13 protein-coding genes are annotated in these 15,546 nt (G+C 39.8%); 3 read left to right on the top strand and 10 right to left on the bottom strand.

Annotated elements, in window-relative coordinates; genetic code table 11:
* Positions 1-158: 158 nt before the first annotated feature.
* Both ACWQAU_RS02565 and ACWQAU_RS02560 read left to right on the top strand, forming a co-directional pair.
* Complete coding sequence (locus ACWQAU_RS02565; protein WP_003642895.1) at positions 159-1,580, top strand: SLC45 family MFS transporter; 1,422 nt, start codon at positions 159-161, stop codon at positions 1,578-1,580.
* 30 nt (positions 1,581-1,610) lie between these two features.
* Positions 1,611-3,911: a glycoside hydrolase family 31 protein gene (locus ACWQAU_RS02560; protein WP_027821621.1), complete on the top strand. Its 2,301-nt coding sequence runs from the start codon at positions 1,611-1,613 to the stop codon at positions 3,909-3,911.
* A gap of 91 nt (positions 3,912-4,002) precedes the next feature.
* Here the strand turns inward: ACWQAU_RS02560 and ACWQAU_RS02555 are convergent, their stop codons facing one another.
* The 8 genes from ACWQAU_RS02555 to ACWQAU_RS02520 all read right to left on the bottom strand — a co-directional run bounded on the left by ACWQAU_RS02555 (position 4,003) and on the right by ACWQAU_RS02520 (position 11,318).
* On the bottom strand, positions 4,003-4,239 hold the full coding sequence (locus ACWQAU_RS02555) for a hypothetical protein (protein WP_027821620.1): 237 nt from the start codon (positions 4,237-4,239) through the stop codon (positions 4,003-4,005).
* 100 nt (positions 4,240-4,339) lie between these two features.
* Positions 4,340-5,314, bottom strand: a complete 975-nt coding sequence (bsh, locus tag ACWQAU_RS02550; protein ID WP_015826136.1) for a choloylglycine hydrolase — start codon at positions 5,312-5,314, stop codon at positions 4,340-4,342.
* A gap of 207 nt (positions 5,315-5,521) precedes the next feature.
* Positions 5,522-6,337 carry a sugar-phosphatase gene (yidA, locus tag ACWQAU_RS02545; RefSeq protein ID WP_027821619.1) on the bottom strand — a complete coding sequence of 272 codons (816 nt, stop codon included), beginning with the start codon at positions 6,335-6,337 and terminating at the stop codon, positions 5,522-5,524.
* Between the two features lie 72 nt (positions 6,338-6,409).
* A complete protein-coding gene (gene tkt / locus ACWQAU_RS02540; RefSeq protein WP_027821618.1) occupies positions 6,410-8,407 on the bottom strand; it encodes a transketolase in 1,998 nt (665 codons plus the stop codon).
* Positions 8,408-8,436: 29 nt separating this feature from the next.
* The gene (fsa, locus tag ACWQAU_RS02535) at positions 8,437-9,090 is read right to left on the bottom strand and encodes a fructose-6-phosphate aldolase (protein WP_027821617.1); all 654 of its coding nucleotides are present in this window, start codon (positions 9,088-9,090) and stop codon (positions 8,437-8,439) included.
* Positions 9,091-9,156: 66 nt separating this feature from the next.
* Entirely contained in the window at positions 9,157-10,527 is a 1,371-nt protein-coding gene (locus tag ACWQAU_RS02530) for a PTS ascorbate transporter subunit IIC (protein ID WP_044432449.1), read from the bottom strand.
* Positions 10,528-10,550: 23 nt separating this feature from the next.
* The gene (locus ACWQAU_RS02525; protein ID WP_027821615.1) at positions 10,551-10,847 is read right to left on the bottom strand and encodes a PTS sugar transporter subunit IIB; all 297 of its coding nucleotides are present in this window, start codon (positions 10,845-10,847) and stop codon (positions 10,551-10,553) included.
* Between the two features lie 12 nt (positions 10,848-10,859).
* The gene (locus tag ACWQAU_RS02520; protein ID WP_003642904.1) at positions 10,860-11,318 is read right to left on the bottom strand and encodes a PTS sugar transporter subunit IIA; all 459 of its coding nucleotides are present in this window, start codon (positions 11,316-11,318) and stop codon (positions 10,860-10,862) included.
* Between the two features lie 170 nt (positions 11,319-11,488).
* Here ACWQAU_RS02520 and ACWQAU_RS02515 point away from each other — a divergent pair, with 170 nt between their 5' ends.
* Positions 11,489-13,540 carry a BglG family transcription antiterminator gene (locus ACWQAU_RS02515; protein ID WP_003642905.1) on the top strand — a complete coding sequence of 684 codons (2,052 nt, stop codon included), beginning with the start codon at positions 11,489-11,491 and terminating at the stop codon, positions 13,538-13,540.
* 139 nt (positions 13,541-13,679) lie between these two features.
* On the opposite strand, the gene ACWQAU_RS02510 is transcribed toward ACWQAU_RS02515, so the two are convergent.
* Positions 13,680-14,303, bottom strand: a complete 624-nt coding sequence (locus tag ACWQAU_RS02510; protein WP_003642906.1) for an HAD family hydrolase — start codon at positions 14,301-14,303, stop codon at positions 13,680-13,682.
* 105 nt (positions 14,304-14,408) lie between these two features.
* Positions 14,409-15,518, bottom strand: a complete 1,110-nt coding sequence (locus tag ACWQAU_RS02505; RefSeq protein ID WP_003642907.1) for a zinc-binding dehydrogenase — start codon at positions 15,516-15,518, stop codon at positions 14,409-14,411.
* Positions 15,519-15,546: the final 28 nt, after the last annotated feature.

Here is a 15,546-nt window from a genome sequence, read left to right as displayed (position 1 = left end):
CCCTCCGATTTAAATTAATTATAGCGCTAAAAGCCGGTAAAATCATTGCCAAAAGCGTAAACGTTTACTTTATTATTAAAACGGTATTGTAAACGTTTACGTTAAGTGCTAGTATTGCCCTGTTGAAAAGTGATTAACTTTTAAGGAGATGGATTCTCATGAACCAACCTGCAGTACACCCGAATAAACCAATCGCTGATGTTTCCAGTAAGCCTAAGACATCTACTATTGCTAATTCGCTGCCCAACCTCCCATTAAAAACCATCTTTGCAATTACCTTTGGTTTTTGTGGGGTTAATATGGCCTTCTCATTACAATCATCACAGATGAGCCGGATTTTCCAGACCATTGGCGCTGATCCCACCAAACTAGGACTCTTCTTCATTCTGCCGCCATTGGCTGGATTATTCGTCCAACCACTAGTCGGTAAATACTCTGATCGAACTTGGACGCGCTTTGGTCGTAGAATGCCCTACTTACTATTCAGCGCACCATTAGCGGCGTTGGTCATGGTGTTATTACCAAATGCTGGTTCATTCGGCTTTGGCTACGCTTCAACTGCTGCATTACTATTTGGTGCTATTGCTATTTTATTTATGGATTTATCAAGTAATGTTTGCATGCAACCATTCCGCATGATTATTGGAGATATGGTTAATGAAAATCAGAAGGACAAAGCATGGTCTTGGCAACAAGCTTTCAGTAACCTAGGAGGCGTACTTGCTACTATTCTACCGTTCGTCCTAACTTACTTTGGTGTTGCAAACACGGCGCAAAAAGGCGTTGTCCCTCTTTCTGTAAGAATTGCGTTTTATATTGGTGCCATTATTTTATTAGGCATCTCAGCATATACTATTCATACGGTTAAGGAATATGATCCTGACACGTACGCACTTTATCATCATATCGATCCTGAACAACATAAGCACACCAAACCTATTTGGCAATTAGTAAAAGAAGCCCCGAAAGCTTTCTGGGAAGTTGCCCTCGTTCAACTATTTGCCTGGATTGGTATTCAATATATGTGGACTTATACTACTGGTGCTATCGCCGAAAACGTTTGGCACACAACTAATGCTGCTTCGGCTGGCTATCAAGCTGCCGGTAATTGGTATGGAATCTTGACCTTCATTCAATCAATGGCCGCCGTTCTATATGGTTTCTTAGTTCTTTCACGGACTAATCCATACAAGCGAAAGTTTTGGTATCGCTTTGGCTTAGCTAGCTTCGCAGTTGGCCTCGTTTGGGTATTCTTCATTCACAACCAGTACCTATTAATTGCCCCATTCTGTTTAATCGGTATCGGCTTCTTTACGGTGCATGTCGAGCCCTTTAATATCTTTACTTCTTCACTAGATGGTGCCAATGAAGGCTCATATATTGGAATTTTTAACGGTACGATTTGCTTGCCACAAATTCTCGCATCCGTTGCCAGCTTTATGGTCTTTAAATTCGTTGGTAATTCGATGCCTGGAATGATGCTTATTGCTGGTATCTCAATGTTCATCGCAGTACTTGCCATTAGTATTATTAAGCAAGACAAGCCTCAAGAAGATTTGTCAGAGAATCCAACTAAATAAAAGTCATTTTACTAAGGAGTGTTTTTTAATATGAGTGCATTACCAAGTTACACACAGAACGGCCAAACGATCACGTTTGCTTTCGCCCAACCATTACAATTAACTATTGTTACGCCGGAAATCATCCGCGTCTTTATTAATCGCGGTGAGCAAGGTGAATCCTATGCAATTGAGGGTCATAAAATTCAGGCGACTGATTTCACTATTGAAAGTGCTGGTGATCATTACATTATCCGGACATCAGCTTTAACGATTCACCTCGATTCCGAACGGCATCTTGATACCTTTGATAAAGATGGCAATGCCTTGATTACCGATTATCGTGGTGAACGCATTCACTTGAAAGGCGTCGACAAAGTCCATGAACGATTAGTTGAGGCAGAAGGCCATTCAGTGACTAAGGCACCTACTAAATCTGATCAAGGTTACTACGAAATCATTAAATCGCTAGCACCTGATGAATATCTTTATGGACTTGGTGACAAGACCGGATATCTGAACAAACGTGGTTTTGCCTATGATAATTGGAACGTTGATAACCCCGCTCCCCAGCTGGAGATCCTACCTAATATTTACAAGTCAATCCCAGTGATGTTGGGGCTAAAAAATGGACATCCTTACGGTATCTTCTTCGACAATACCTACCAGAGCCATTTAGATATGGGTAAGGAAAGCAACCATTACTACTTTTATTCAGCTGTCCAAGGTAACCTTGACTACTACATTATTGGTGGTACCACGTTAAAAGACATTGTCACCAATTACACCTACTTAACTGGTCGAACGCCACTACCTCAAAAGTGGACGCTCGGTTACCAACAATCACGGTGGGGTTACAGTGCTAGTCAAGAAGAAGTGCAAGCAATTGCAGATAACCTTGCAAAGTACGACTTACCATGCGATGCGATTCACTTTGACGTCGATTACATGGATGGTTATCGGGTCTTCACCTGGGACAAGGATAAATACCAGGGTAATCCCAAGAAGTTTATTACCAAGTTGAACCAACAGGGTCTCAAGGTCATCCCGATCATCGATCCCGGTGTTAAACAAGATTCTGACTATCACATTTATGCCGAGGGTCTTAAAAAAGGCTATTTCGTTAAATCTGCTGACGGTGATGTCTATATTAACAAAGTATGGCCAGGTAACGCTGCTTTTCCAGACTTCGGTCGTCCAGAAGTTCGTCAGTGGTGGGCTAACAACGGTAAATTTTTAACTGATTTAGGTGTCGCTGGTATTTGGATCGATATGAACGAACCTGCTACGTTCGAAGGCCCAATTCCAGATGACGCGGTCTTTAATGATCAAGACACGCCTTCAACACATAAGAAGATGCATAACGTTTATGGCCATAATATGGCTAAAGCAACCTACACCGGACTAAAAGAGCAAACTGGCAATCGACCATTTGTCATCACACGGGCAGCTTACGCCGGAACTCAGAAATACTCGACTGTTTGGACCGGTGACAACCGCAGTATGTGGCCACATATCCAAATGATGATCCCACAACTCTGCAATCTAGGATTAAGTGGCTTTAGTTTTACTGGAACTGACATTGGTGGCTTTGCCTCAGACACGACATCTGAATTACTGACACGGTGGATTGAAGGGGCAATTTTCAGTCCACTGTTACGGAACCATGCAGCATTAGGGACTCGCCAACAAGAACCATGGGCATTTGGCGAGCCAACGTTAAACATTTATCGCAAGTATCTCAAATTGCGTTATCGTCTGATTCCTTATCTATACGATTTATTTGCTAAGGAAACCAAAACTGGCTTACCAATCATGCGTCCCGTTGTCTTAAACTACGATCAGGACCCTCGTGTACGCGACTTGAATGACGAATACATGGTTGGTGACGACATACTAGTTGCCCCCGTTGTTCAAAAATCTCAATTTAAGCGGTTAGTTTATTTACCAGCTGGGAACTGGGTTGATTTTTGGAACGGTGCTGAGTATGACGGTAATCAGGATATTGTAGTCGATACCCCACTCGATAAACTACCATTATTTGTAAAACAAAACACCATTTTGCCATGGGGACCCGCTGTTAGCCACATTAGCGATGAACCGTTGAAAGCGATGACGTTTAGAGTATTTGGTACTCAAGGGACCTACCAACACTATCAAGATAATGGACGTGACTTTAAGTATCAGTCAGGTGAATGGAACAATTACACAATTACCGTTGATCATAACAAGGTTAATGTGCAACTCACTCATCACGGTTATCAACCAGTTTATCAGCAGATCACAGTTGAATTGTCTGATCATGTTGTTAAACTCACTTACGATAATGACAGTAGCTGTTATCGAGAATAGTAGCTTAATATTTTAATCCTTAACTTTAATAAACACCTTAGGATACCAATCACTCCTAAGGTGTTTATTATTTCAATTACTATTGGATATATTAACGTGCTCTTTTCCTAAATAAACTTGTCATTAATATCTTAATGTCTATCCAGTCGCTCAAATTAATCCCCTTATTCAAAACATGATCATATAAAATTTGGTAAAAATGTATTTTAGTAGGTGTTTCAAGCATCTCATAACTATTATGTTTTCTACCAATTAAACCCAACTTACCATCGAGCTTAACATGATAACTTATATCATCTAGTGTCATATTAACAGCAATGCCAGCCATTGGAACTTACTCTGAAAACAGTGATACATAAAAGAGGAAATCAACTGATAACAAACTGATTTCCTCTTTTAAACAATTTTAACTATTACAGTAGTGGCTTTTAGTTAACTGCATAGTATTGTGCTTCTGATCGTAATGGATAAGAAATTAATTCAGTCGTATCCAAGTGCTCATGGTTTAAACTGACACTGTTAATTTGACTATTGTCATAAGTTCTATAGTAATAAACTCCCTTGTCCATATCACAACAAGAAGAATAGATTGTATATTCGTACTTTCCGTCAGTAACTTCACATAGCCCTTTTTGTTGTTCTACAGACCCTAGTATATGGAAAAACTGACTAACACTGCCACTCTCTGTCTGCATCGGCAACGAGTTTAATTTAGTAAAAGCGGCTCTGACAAATCTAGACATTGAGGACAAGTCTCCAGGTAATCCTAGTCCGCCCATTCCTCTACTATAACTATCTAAATCCACTTTTTCCGAAAAACTATTTTGAGGTGTGCTATTTGATAAGGCACGATAGTTGTTCAAATTAAATAATTGGTAGTCAAAATTAGGATTGTTTGTTAACACACCTACTGGATTGTCGTAAATTTTTAGTCCTTCTTTAACACTTTCAATAACTATCGATTCCTGTTTATCAGCAACCAACCAATGTAGCGGTGATAATGGTAATTGTTCACTAAAATTAATATTAACCAAGTTTAGTTTTTGTATGTTCTTTTTCACTTCTCTAACACTTGAAAATTGTCCCAATAACCAAGGAATTAATTCAAATGGTGTGATATTAACTTTATCAGCATCATATTTTTTATAATCAGCATAACCTGCAAAATTTAATCCCGCAATACACAAGCCTTTTTCATTCATCGCATCGTAGTAAAGTGGATAGCTTTCTACATCAGCAGTAATTCCAATTATTGCATAATGGTGATCTAAGTTCTCCACCTTACGAAATACTAGTGGATATTTTCTAGGCGTAATCGTAACCATTTCATTGTATGAAATTTCATAATCGAAATTTCTACCGAAGTAATTATTATAAGATTGATAAGTTATGGCAGTACACATAAATAGTAATCCTCCTCGAAAATAATATTTAGATTTGATAAGCCAATAAGCTTACATCTTTTTAGTATAATATCATTGCTGAAAAAATAAAGTTTTTTTCATGAAATCATCTCTAAAATAATTTAATCTATTCCAAACACTTTAAGAGTCAATAATCAATTGTAACCCTTATAGCCGATATAACAATGCTGTTATACCTACTTATCCTTATCTCGTGATTTCTTCAATAGCCTTTGCAACCCCATCATGTTCATTATCGACAGTTATTTCATCAGCCACTTGCTTCACTTCAGGAATAGCGTTGCCCATCGCTACTCCATGTCCTGCAAACTTAATCATGCTCAAATCATTAGCTTCATCACCAATTGCCATCACATTGGCAGCAGTCAAACTTAACTTTTCACAGAGTACTTGCAAAGCGTTTCCCTTACTAACACCATTAGTGTTGGCCTCGTAATAAAATGGTGCACTTTTCGTGAAAGTAACCTGCTTTTTCAACGGTTCAAATAGTTTTTGCTGTTTAATGGCAGCGTCTAAAACTTCGGGTTCATCAACGTACATCGATTTAATCAGTTTAATATTCCGCATCTCTTCTGGCGTCCGATATGAGATACCCATTGAAACGAGATTAGCTTCATAGAGTGTATAATCACCAATATTACGGTCGGCCGTATACAGCCAATCCTCAGATACCGCGTGAAAATGCAAGCGTAACTTACGTGCTAGGGCTTCCAAGTCAATATAATCTTCATAACTAATCGGTCGTTCATCAATCAGTTCGCCACTAGTTGTGTAGGTTGCAGCACCGCCAAAACAAACAACGTATTGATCATCTTGAGCATCGAGTTCCAACTCCTGCAACAATGCTTTAACACCTGTTAATGGCCGTCCCGTGCAGATAACCACTTTAATCTTCTTTTCCTTCGCCATTTTAATCGCTTGCTTGACTCGCAATGTCACCTGCTTTTTTGAATTAACTAGTGTGCCATCGATATCAATCGCAATCATCTTAATATTTTCCATCATAGCCATCCTCATTCTTTATCGAACACGAAATAGAAACCGAGCAACGCCCCGTTTCTATTTCTTCAATAATTATTTTAATTTCAGATAAGTATTCACAACATTAGTTACATTAAAGCCATACTTATCAAGTACCAAGTCACCAGGTGCCGAAGTGCCGAAGCGATCCACACCTATCTTAGCACCATGATCGCCAGCATACTGATCCCAGCCAAATGTTGATCCAGCTTCAATTGTCACCCTTCTTGTGACCGCACTCGGAAGCACACTAGCGCGATATTTTGGTGATTGTTGCGCAAACCGATCAAAGCTCGGAATTGAAACGACCGCGACATCTTGACTATGCTTTGCTAACTGGGCTTTGGCCTCCAATGCTAAGTTAACTTCAGAACCAGTCGCAATTAGTAAACCATCTGGTATTTCTTTTTGAGCAGCACTGACCACATAGCCACCCTTTTCAACGCCAGCAAAGGCCGTATCAACTGATACAGGTAATGTCTTCAAGGCTTGTCGACTCAATACCAGAACGGTTGGTTTATCAGTTGTTTTCAGTGCTTGCTCCCACGCAGCTGAAGTCTCATTACCATCAGCTGGCCGAATCACTTGTACGTTCGGCATGCATCGTAAACTAGCTAATTGTTCAATCGGTTCGTGGGTCGGCCCATCCTCGCCGACCGCAATTGAATCATGCGTTAAGACGTAGATAACCGGTGCGTGTTGTAGTGCGGACAACCGGACTGCCGCACGTAAGTAATCAGTGAAGACAAAGAATGTTCCCCCGAATACCCGAGTGCCGCCATGTAATACAATTCCGTTCATCGCAGCCGCCATGCCAAATTCACGTACACCAAACCAGATATTACGACCATCGTAGGATTCTGGCTGAAAGTCTGATGTTTCCGCAATCATTGTTTTGTTCGAACTCGACAAATCGGCTGCGCCACCCCATAAGCTAGGTATTACTTTGGCAGCAGCGTTAATCGCCTTAGCGCTTGCCGCCCGACTAGCCAATGCATCTGTTAATTGATAGTGCGGTAAAGTAGATTTCAAGTCATCAGAAAATTGTCCGTTGAACGCTTGCTTAAAAGACTGCGCCTGATCTGGATACTTCGCCTCATATTCTTCAAATAGCCGTTTCCATTGCTGCTCAGCACGCGCACCATTTTCCTGAATAGTTACTTCAAACCGGTCTGAAACAGCTGACGGCACTTCAAAATCCGAGTAATTCCAGCCATATACTTTTTCAGCTGCTTTAATGCCATCCGCACCAATTGGGTTACCATGAACAGCATTAGTCCCTTGTTTAGGTGCGCCATAACCAATCACCGTTTTCACTTCAATCAAAGAAGGACGGTCAGTTGTCTTTTTTGCAAGTTCGATTGCCGCGTCAATTGCATTAAGATCATTCCCATCTTCAACCACCAGATGCTGCCAGCCATAAGCAGTGAACCTGTCACCAACATTTTCAGTAAACGCTTGCGACGTCTTACCATCTAATGAAATGCCGTTCGAATCGTAAAGTGCAATTAACTTTCCCAGCTTAAGATGCCCAGCTAGTGAACCAGCTTCGTGCGAAATTCCTTCCATTAAGTCGCCATCACCGACAATTGTATAAGTGTAATGATCAACAATTGGAAAATTAGGTCGGTTATATTGGGCAGCTAGATGTGCCTCCGCCATTGCCATTCCAACGGCCATACCGAAGCCTTGTCCCAACGGACCAGTAGTTACTTCAACGCCATCGGTATGTCCATACTCTGGATGCCCCGGAGTCCGACTGTCCCACTGCCGAAAATGCTTGAGATCATCAATCGAAACATCATACCCGGCTAAATGTAACAGGCTGTATAACATAGCTGAACCATGTCCAGCTGAAAGAATGAAACGATCACGATTAACCCAATTCATGTGTGTTTGTGGGTTGACTTTTAGATGTTTTGTCCATAACACATAGGCCATTGGTGCGGCTCCCATCGGTAACCCTGGATGTCCGGAATTTGCTTTTTGAATTGCTTCGATACTTAACGTCCGAATAGTATTAACACCCAGCTCGTCAACTTTATCAAACATTATACTTACCTCCTAAGCTGCTATTATGATTACTTTTGCGTTGTTTGAAATGCTTTCCAATCCGAAGCAAAACTGGCCAAACCTTTGTCCGTTAATGGATGAGACCATAACTTACCGAAAACTGCGGCTGGAATTGTGGCAATATCAGCGCCAGCCAACGCAGCTTCTTGAACATGTTGTGGCCCCCGAACACTGGCAGCGATAATTTCCGTCTTGAATCCATAAGTATCCAAAACTTGACGTAAATCCTTAACTAGCTGAATTCCATTGCCACCAATATCATCAAGACGTCCTAAGAATGGTGAAATGTAAGTAGCACCGGCCTTTGCCGCTAATAAGCCTTGCGAAACTGAGAATACAAGGGTCACATTTGTTTTAATGCCCTCACCACTTAATACTTTGACCGCCTTAAGTCCTTCTTCAGTCATCGGAATCTTCACCACAATATTTGAAGCCCACTTAACTTCATTGCGAGCCTGGGCAATCATCTCTTCGGCCTTGGTTGCCGTTACCTCAGCGGATACTGGACCTGATACAATCTGCGCAATTTCTTTGATAACGGTTTCAAAATCACGACCTTCACGTGACACCAACGTTGGATTTGTTGTTACCCCATCTACTAAACCAAGTTCCGCGAAATGTTTAATATCTTCAGTATTCGCAGTATCTAAGAAAAATTTCATGATTAGATTTATCTCCTTTATTATTAGTTTTCATAAATTATTGAAAGTAGTACTCATAATTACTGATTACTTAGTTCCATCAGTCATACGTTTAGCACGCCGGGTAAGAAAAATACTGCAAAGAATCACAATAATTGTAAACAAGATAATTCCTGTAATAACTGCTACACTTCCGTAACTCCCTAATTTTCCTAACAAGATTCCTGGAACCAAATAGTCGGTATCTGCAAACGTTGAAGCTGCTAATTTCAAGCTTCCCAAAACTGGTAAAATAAACAATGGCAACCAACTAATCAACAAACTATTTACTGTAGCGCCAATGATTGCACCACGCCGACCACCAGTAGAATTACCATAAATTGCTGCAGCAGCACCACAGAAGAAGTGCCCCACTACACCTGGAATAATAACAGTAGTTCCTAGCGCAATCATGATAAACATACTTAGCGTCCCAACAATGAAACTGACAAAGAATCCTAATAAAACTGCATTTGGTGCGTATGGGAAAATAATTGGAACGTCTAATGCAGGCTTAGAATTAGGAACCAACTTGGTCGCAATACCTTGAAAAGCTGGCACAATTTCGGCCAAAATCATCCGAACACCTTGTAAAACAACCACGAAACCGGCAGCAAATGTTCCTGCTTGTACTAATGCATAAACAATATAATTAGTCCCACCACTCAATTTCGATTCAATGTAAGCTGGACCTGTCACAATCGCCAAAATAATGTAGACAATACCCATCAAAATCGTAATTGAAACTGTCGAATCACGCAGAAAGCCCAAACTCTTAGGGATTTCTAGATCCTCTGTAGACTTTTCTGCATTACCAAACCATTTACCCATCAATCCTGAGAGCGCATAGCCAATGTTACCCGTGTGTCCCATAGCAACATCATCGCCACCCGTGATTTTACGCATAAATGGTTGTGTCAATGCTGGTGTTACCGTTAATAATGTCCCTTCAAATAGACCACCAAGTACAATCGTTTGCCAACCCGTGCCAATGTTAGCGCTTACCAATATAACTGCAGTTAAACAAGAAACATATAACATTGCTTGCCCTGTCAAGAAGATATACTTAAAGCGAGTAAAACGAGCTAATAAAATATTAACAATCATCCCAACTAACATAATTAGTGCTGTTGTTGAGCCGTATTTAACCAGGGCAATTGCAACAACTGCTTCATTACTAGGAACAACTCCTTGCACATGTAACGCAAACTTAAACATGGAAGCAAAGGGTGACAATGCATTTTGAAGAATTCCGGCACCACCAGTTAAGACTAAGAAACCGGCAAAGGTCTTAATAGTTCCTTGAACAACTTCCGTACTTTTCTTTTTTTGAAGTAGTAGCCCTAACATCGCAATTAGCGCTACTAAAATAGACGGTTGGGTCACAATACCAACAAATAAGTTCAAAACAGTCTTCATGTGATTCTCCTCCTTTTCAGCGGCTAATCATGTTCAATATTTTCTTGATCCAGAATTGTATTGACATGGTTCCGGACTTCTTGCTTATCAATCAAGCTTTTTAGTAACACAACCTTATTCTCAGGAATACTTCCTAATGCACTTTGAAGCGTTGATTCAACAAAGAAGTAATCTGCTGAATCAGCGCCAACGCTCCCAATATCAGAATGATCCACTTGGATATCTTCTTTAACATTCTCGTCCTTTAAAATACTCTGAATGTTCATCTGAACCATAAAACTACTTCCCAGACCACTTTGACATACAGCTAAAAATTTCATAATAGTACCCTCCTATTTTTGTAATTCTTGCTCATGTGCAATAACTTCTAAAATATCAACTTCACTAGTTGCATTTAACATAGCTGTCACCGCCGACTCATCGGTTAACAACTCCATTAACTCTTTAATAACGGCTAAATGGCTGTTATTATCTACCGCGGCCAATACGAACCATAAATTGATGGGGTGTTCATCATTAACTAGACTAATGCTATGATTTGTTTTTAAGATAGATAATCCGATTTCATGGACGTTACCCGCTGGTCTAGAATGTGCGAGTGCGATTTGTGGTCCGATATTGATGTACGGGCCTTCTGATTCCACCACATTGAGCATTTCCTTGATGTATCCATCTTCAATCGTCTTATTATTAATCAATGGTTCCGCAGCTAATTCAATTGCTTGCTTCCAATCTAGCCCTGTGCCTTCTGATACTTGCACAGTCTTTTTATTCAATAAATCCAACAGCATTTTTATTCATCCTCCTTTCTTGATATCGCTATTTATCTGACAATGACCAGTATAAACTTGAATAATAGCGCCACAAGTGCAACAATGTTTTTGAGAATAGTGCAACTTTGGCACTTTGGTACCTTAATGCTTTAATTTTTTAGTAGACTTAATACAGGGAGGATACTGAATTGCGTGTAAATTTCAGCAAACGAAAACATGGTAATGAATTATTAGAAATTCTATTGACGTCATCGGGCTACACCACAGCTAACTTCTTACAACAACATCTACATATCTCACGTCGTAGCCTATTCTATCTAATAAATAAAGTAAACGATGAGCTTGATCAGCATGCAGAATTTCCGATTACTAATGTTAAAAAACTAGGATATTACCTTCCAACTGACACGATCAAATTTCTGCATAAAATGACAGAAAAAGAAACTTCTAGCAAGATCATGACCAACAATGCTAAGCAACGCCAACTACTAATTGCATTTAGTATCCTCAACACTAGTGGTTGCTCGTTAGCGGACCTAACTTACCAATTTAATATTTCTAAGAACACAGTTATTAGAGATATCAAAGTACTACACTCACAACTAGCGCTATATCATTTACAAATCACCAATACAGAATCCGGTAAAATAATCACGGGTTCCCCGACAGCAGTTCGCAAATGGGTGTACGATCATGCTACTCAACTGAAGACACTCATTGAACAAACTAGGCGGGCTACCATTAAGCCCACTACCATAAACGACCAGATTAAACTCTTTGAAAGAATAACTGGAAAATATTTAACCGACGATGCAAGTATCACAATTCGACTATTTTTATATTGGTACTTAACTAACATTAGAGACTGTAATAACCAACTAAGTGATGTTATATCCGCACAAACTGACTTAACACTGGATCACATTTGGGCTAAAAGTTTTTTGAACGATTATCATATCGATAACTCTAATGAGGTTGACTACTTAGTCAAGTTGATCAATTCTAGTCAATTTGCTCATGTCAATTGGAATGACGACTTGATTCAAAAGTTAAAACCATTCTCAGTTCGAATGATTTCTAGTTTTAACCACCTCTCCGGCGCACATGTTTCAATCAAGTCGATTAGTGACAGTTTAACGGTTCACTTGCTTTCAACCTACTATCGTGCTCAATATAATATGCCATTTGAATACCCTGACTTAAAAAGTATTCAACAGCATTATCACCACACTTTTGAAATCACTCGTAAAGTTGTCGTACCATTTGAACAATATATTCATCACACACTTTCTGATGATGAAATCGCATTAATTGCCATTTACTTTGGTGGTGCTATTCGTGAGCAAAAAACAAGCACCCCAACACAAAATGAAGTACTTGTCGTTTGTTCTAGTGGCATCGGTACCAGTCGTCTATTACTTCAACAACTAGAAAGCCGTTACCGCGGTATTCATTTTTCTAGTCCAATGAATGTGCTTCAATACGAAAATTCAGATCTAAGTAATGTTCAGCTTGTCATCAGTACAATCAAATTGAACACCCAGCGCAACATACCAATAACTACCGTATCTGCTTTTCCTTCCGAGTTGGAGTGGAAAATCATCGATAATGCTATTATTAAGGCTGGGTTGGCAACTTCTGACACACTCAAGTTATTTAATGTGGATACACTATTGGATATTGTAGGCAACTACGCTATGATAAGAAATCCTATGGGTCTGAAACTCGCACTCAACGACTATTTGACCCAGCTAACTCAGGAACCACTATTAGCCGCACCCCAAGAAAATTTATCAGAATTAATCAAACTACTGCCGCCAGAACATGTTGGTTTTCTAAATCATCAAAAATCTTGGAAGCAGGCGGTGCGTACAGCACTGTCCCCCCTACTTGAAGACTATAGTGTTGAAAAAAATTATATCGATCAGATCATTCATTTAACTGAAAGTAACGGACCATACATGGTTATTGGGTCAGGCGTTATGTTGGCGCACGCTGCTCCACGTGATGGCGTTAATAATCTCGGTGCTACTTTCTTTTTACTTGATAAGCCGCTACCTGTTATGACAAATCAAAAAATGGTCCATGTAATTATTGGTCTAGCCCCCATAGATTACGAGAAGCATCTATCATTTATCAGTGACTTGATGACACAATTACAACAAAAGGATTGGTTAACTAATCTGTATCATTTGAATAATAAAAGGGACTTATTCAGATATTTGTATAAAGATAACTAGCTCGTCTTCATTTCATTTATTAATGTATCTAAAAGCAGAAGCCAAGAAACGAAAGTTGCTATCTTGGCCTCTGCTTTTAGAGTTAAAAAGGATTTTTTATTATTAAATAATGCGCTCTTTCCAGTCTAATCTCATTTACTTACTGAACTATTCCAACGATATCATTCGGGGTCTTAGCTTGATATTTCGCATTATTAAAATCGACATTCGGTAATGCTCCCCATTTAGCAACTACAAAATCAACGCCTGCATTCTTTGAAGCCTGCATATCAAAGATACTATCACCAACATACAACGTCCTTTCACGTGCTAAGTTAAATCTCTCTAATGTGTAGGTAATCGGCTCTCCACTTGGCTTTGGATTTTTAGTTAAATCAGCAGTAGTCACAATTGGCATCTTTGCGATAATCGGAAAATGACTGACTTCTTTATCAAATTGAACACGATCCTTAGATGTAACCACTCCCACTGTGAGATTCATTGCCAATAAATCATCTAACATTTGTTCAACTCCCACAAAATACGTTAGTTCATTCATATTCTCGTTAAATTCAATTAGATATCTGGCTAATACATTCTGCCAATTTTGAACACCAAATTCTCTCAGGATCATCTCACCGGGCTGGCCAATTCTCTTACGATATTCTTCAATTGGCATATCAACACCCTCGCGAACTGCCCCCTCCTTCAATAACTTAGCAATTAAGTCCGCTGAATTAATCAAGGTATTATCAATATCGAACAAGATATTTTGATACTTCATAAAGAACCCCCCCTGCTCCCAAAAAAGAGCACTAAGACAAATATCTCAGCGCTCTAAATTAAGGAGGTTATAATTTTAATATTCTGTCATTCAACTACAATTAGTTTAGTCTGCTAAATCTGGATCATCAGGATTAGAGGCAATCATAACTTTGAGCTCTTTACCGGCCATCATTGCATCAAAAGCGTCACGCCAGTGTTCAAGATCAAAGACCTTCGTAATCATTGCATCTTGGTTAATAGCACCCTTGCTTTCAAGATGTAAAGCAATCGCCCAATCATACGGATTTTGTGACCGTGAGCCACGATACGTAATTTCATGCTGAATAATTGAACGTTCATCTAATTCATTCATCGGCTTTGCAAAAAGACCAACCTGTTGGAAAGTTCCACCCTTACGGATCAATGGTAATGCAGAGTTAACCGCTGGCGTTGCACCTGAACAGTCATAAACCTTGGTAACGCCAACGCCATCTGTCGCATCCATCACGACCTTGGCCAAGTCTTCTTTTTGGGTATCTACAATAATGTCAGCACCTAACTCTTTAGCAATTTGTAAACGATCAGCATCCTTAGTGATCCCAGAAACAATAACAAAGGCACCAATTTCTTTGGCAATCTGCAATGAGAGTAGCCCCATTGGTCCTGGTCCCATAATTAATAAAGTGTCGTGTAACGTGAATGGTGTCTTTTGATACATAGCATGAACACAAGATGCTAAAGGTTCCGACATTGCAGCCATCTTGTAGGAAACGTTATCTGGTAAAATGTGAGCACTTTCCTCACGAGTTAGAACATAATTTGCCATTGAACCATTAGCTTTAGTTCCGATTCCTACACGGTTAGGACATAAATTATATTCTTTATCTTGGCAGTAAACACATGTGCCATCCGTTGCAAAAGTCGTTTCACTAGTCACCCGGTCGCCAGGCTTTAGCGTTTTAACATCTGGTCCCACTTCAACAACTTCACCTGAAAATTCATGGCCCAAAACAAGTGGTGTCACCGCATTGGCATACTGACCCTTAAATGTATGAATATCAGTACCGCAGATCCCAGTGTAGGCCACTTTTAATAAAACTTTGTCTCCTGTTACTTCAGGGATTGGAATTTGCTTCAGTTCCATATTGTCGTAACCAGATTCCGTCTTAACGACAGCCTCCATAGTTTTAGCGCCCTTTAATTCGTCAGTTTTAGTTGTTTTTACAGTATCCATAATCCATTTTCCTTTCTACGGATAATCC

The sequence above is a fragment of the Lactiplantibacillus sp. 3062 genome (assembly GCF_055413545.1).
This window is presented reverse-complemented; position numbering and strand designations above follow the sequence as displayed.

Excerpts from the sequence above, each read along its gene's own strand:
- ACWQAU_RS02565 (WP_003642895.1), top strand. The coding sequence starts at position 159 with ATGAACCAACCTGCAGTACACCCGAATAAACCAATCGCTGATGTTTCC.
- ACWQAU_RS02560 (WP_027821621.1), top strand. The coding sequence starts at position 1,611 with ATGAGTGCATTACCAAGTTACACACAGAACGGCCAAACGATCACGTTT.
- ACWQAU_RS02555 (WP_027821620.1), bottom strand. The coding sequence starts at position 4,239 with ATGGCTGGCATTGCTGTTAATATGACACTAGATGATATAAGTTATCAT.
- bsh (WP_015826136.1), bottom strand. The coding sequence starts at position 5,314 with ATGTGTACTGCCATAACTTATCAATCTTATAATAATTACTTCGGTAGA.
- yidA (WP_027821619.1), bottom strand. The coding sequence starts at position 6,337 with ATGGAAAATATTAAGATGATTGCGATTGATATCGATGGCACACTAGTT.
- tkt (WP_027821618.1), bottom strand. The coding sequence starts at position 8,407 with ATGTTTGATAAAGTTGACGAGCTGGGTGTTAATACTATTCGGACGTTA.
- fsa (WP_027821617.1), bottom strand. The coding sequence starts at position 9,090 with ATGAAATTTTTCTTAGATACTGCGAATACTGAAGATATTAAACATTTC.
- ACWQAU_RS02530 (WP_044432449.1), bottom strand. The coding sequence starts at position 10,527 with ATGAAGACTGTTTTGAACTTATTTGTTGGTATTGTGACCCAACCGTCT.
- ACWQAU_RS02525 (WP_027821615.1), bottom strand. The coding sequence starts at position 10,847 with ATGAAATTTTTAGCTGTATGTCAAAGTGGTCTGGGAAGTAGTTTTATG.
- ACWQAU_RS02520 (WP_003642904.1), bottom strand. The coding sequence starts at position 11,318 with ATGCTGTTGGATTTATTGAATAAAAAGACTGTGCAAGTATCAGAAGGC.
- ACWQAU_RS02510 (WP_003642906.1), bottom strand. The coding sequence starts at position 14,303 with ATGAAGTATCAAAATATCTTGTTCGATATTGATAATACCTTGATTAAT.
- ACWQAU_RS02505 (WP_003642907.1), bottom strand. The coding sequence starts at position 15,518 with ATGGATACTGTAAAAACAACTAAAACTGACGAATTAAAGGGCGCTAAA.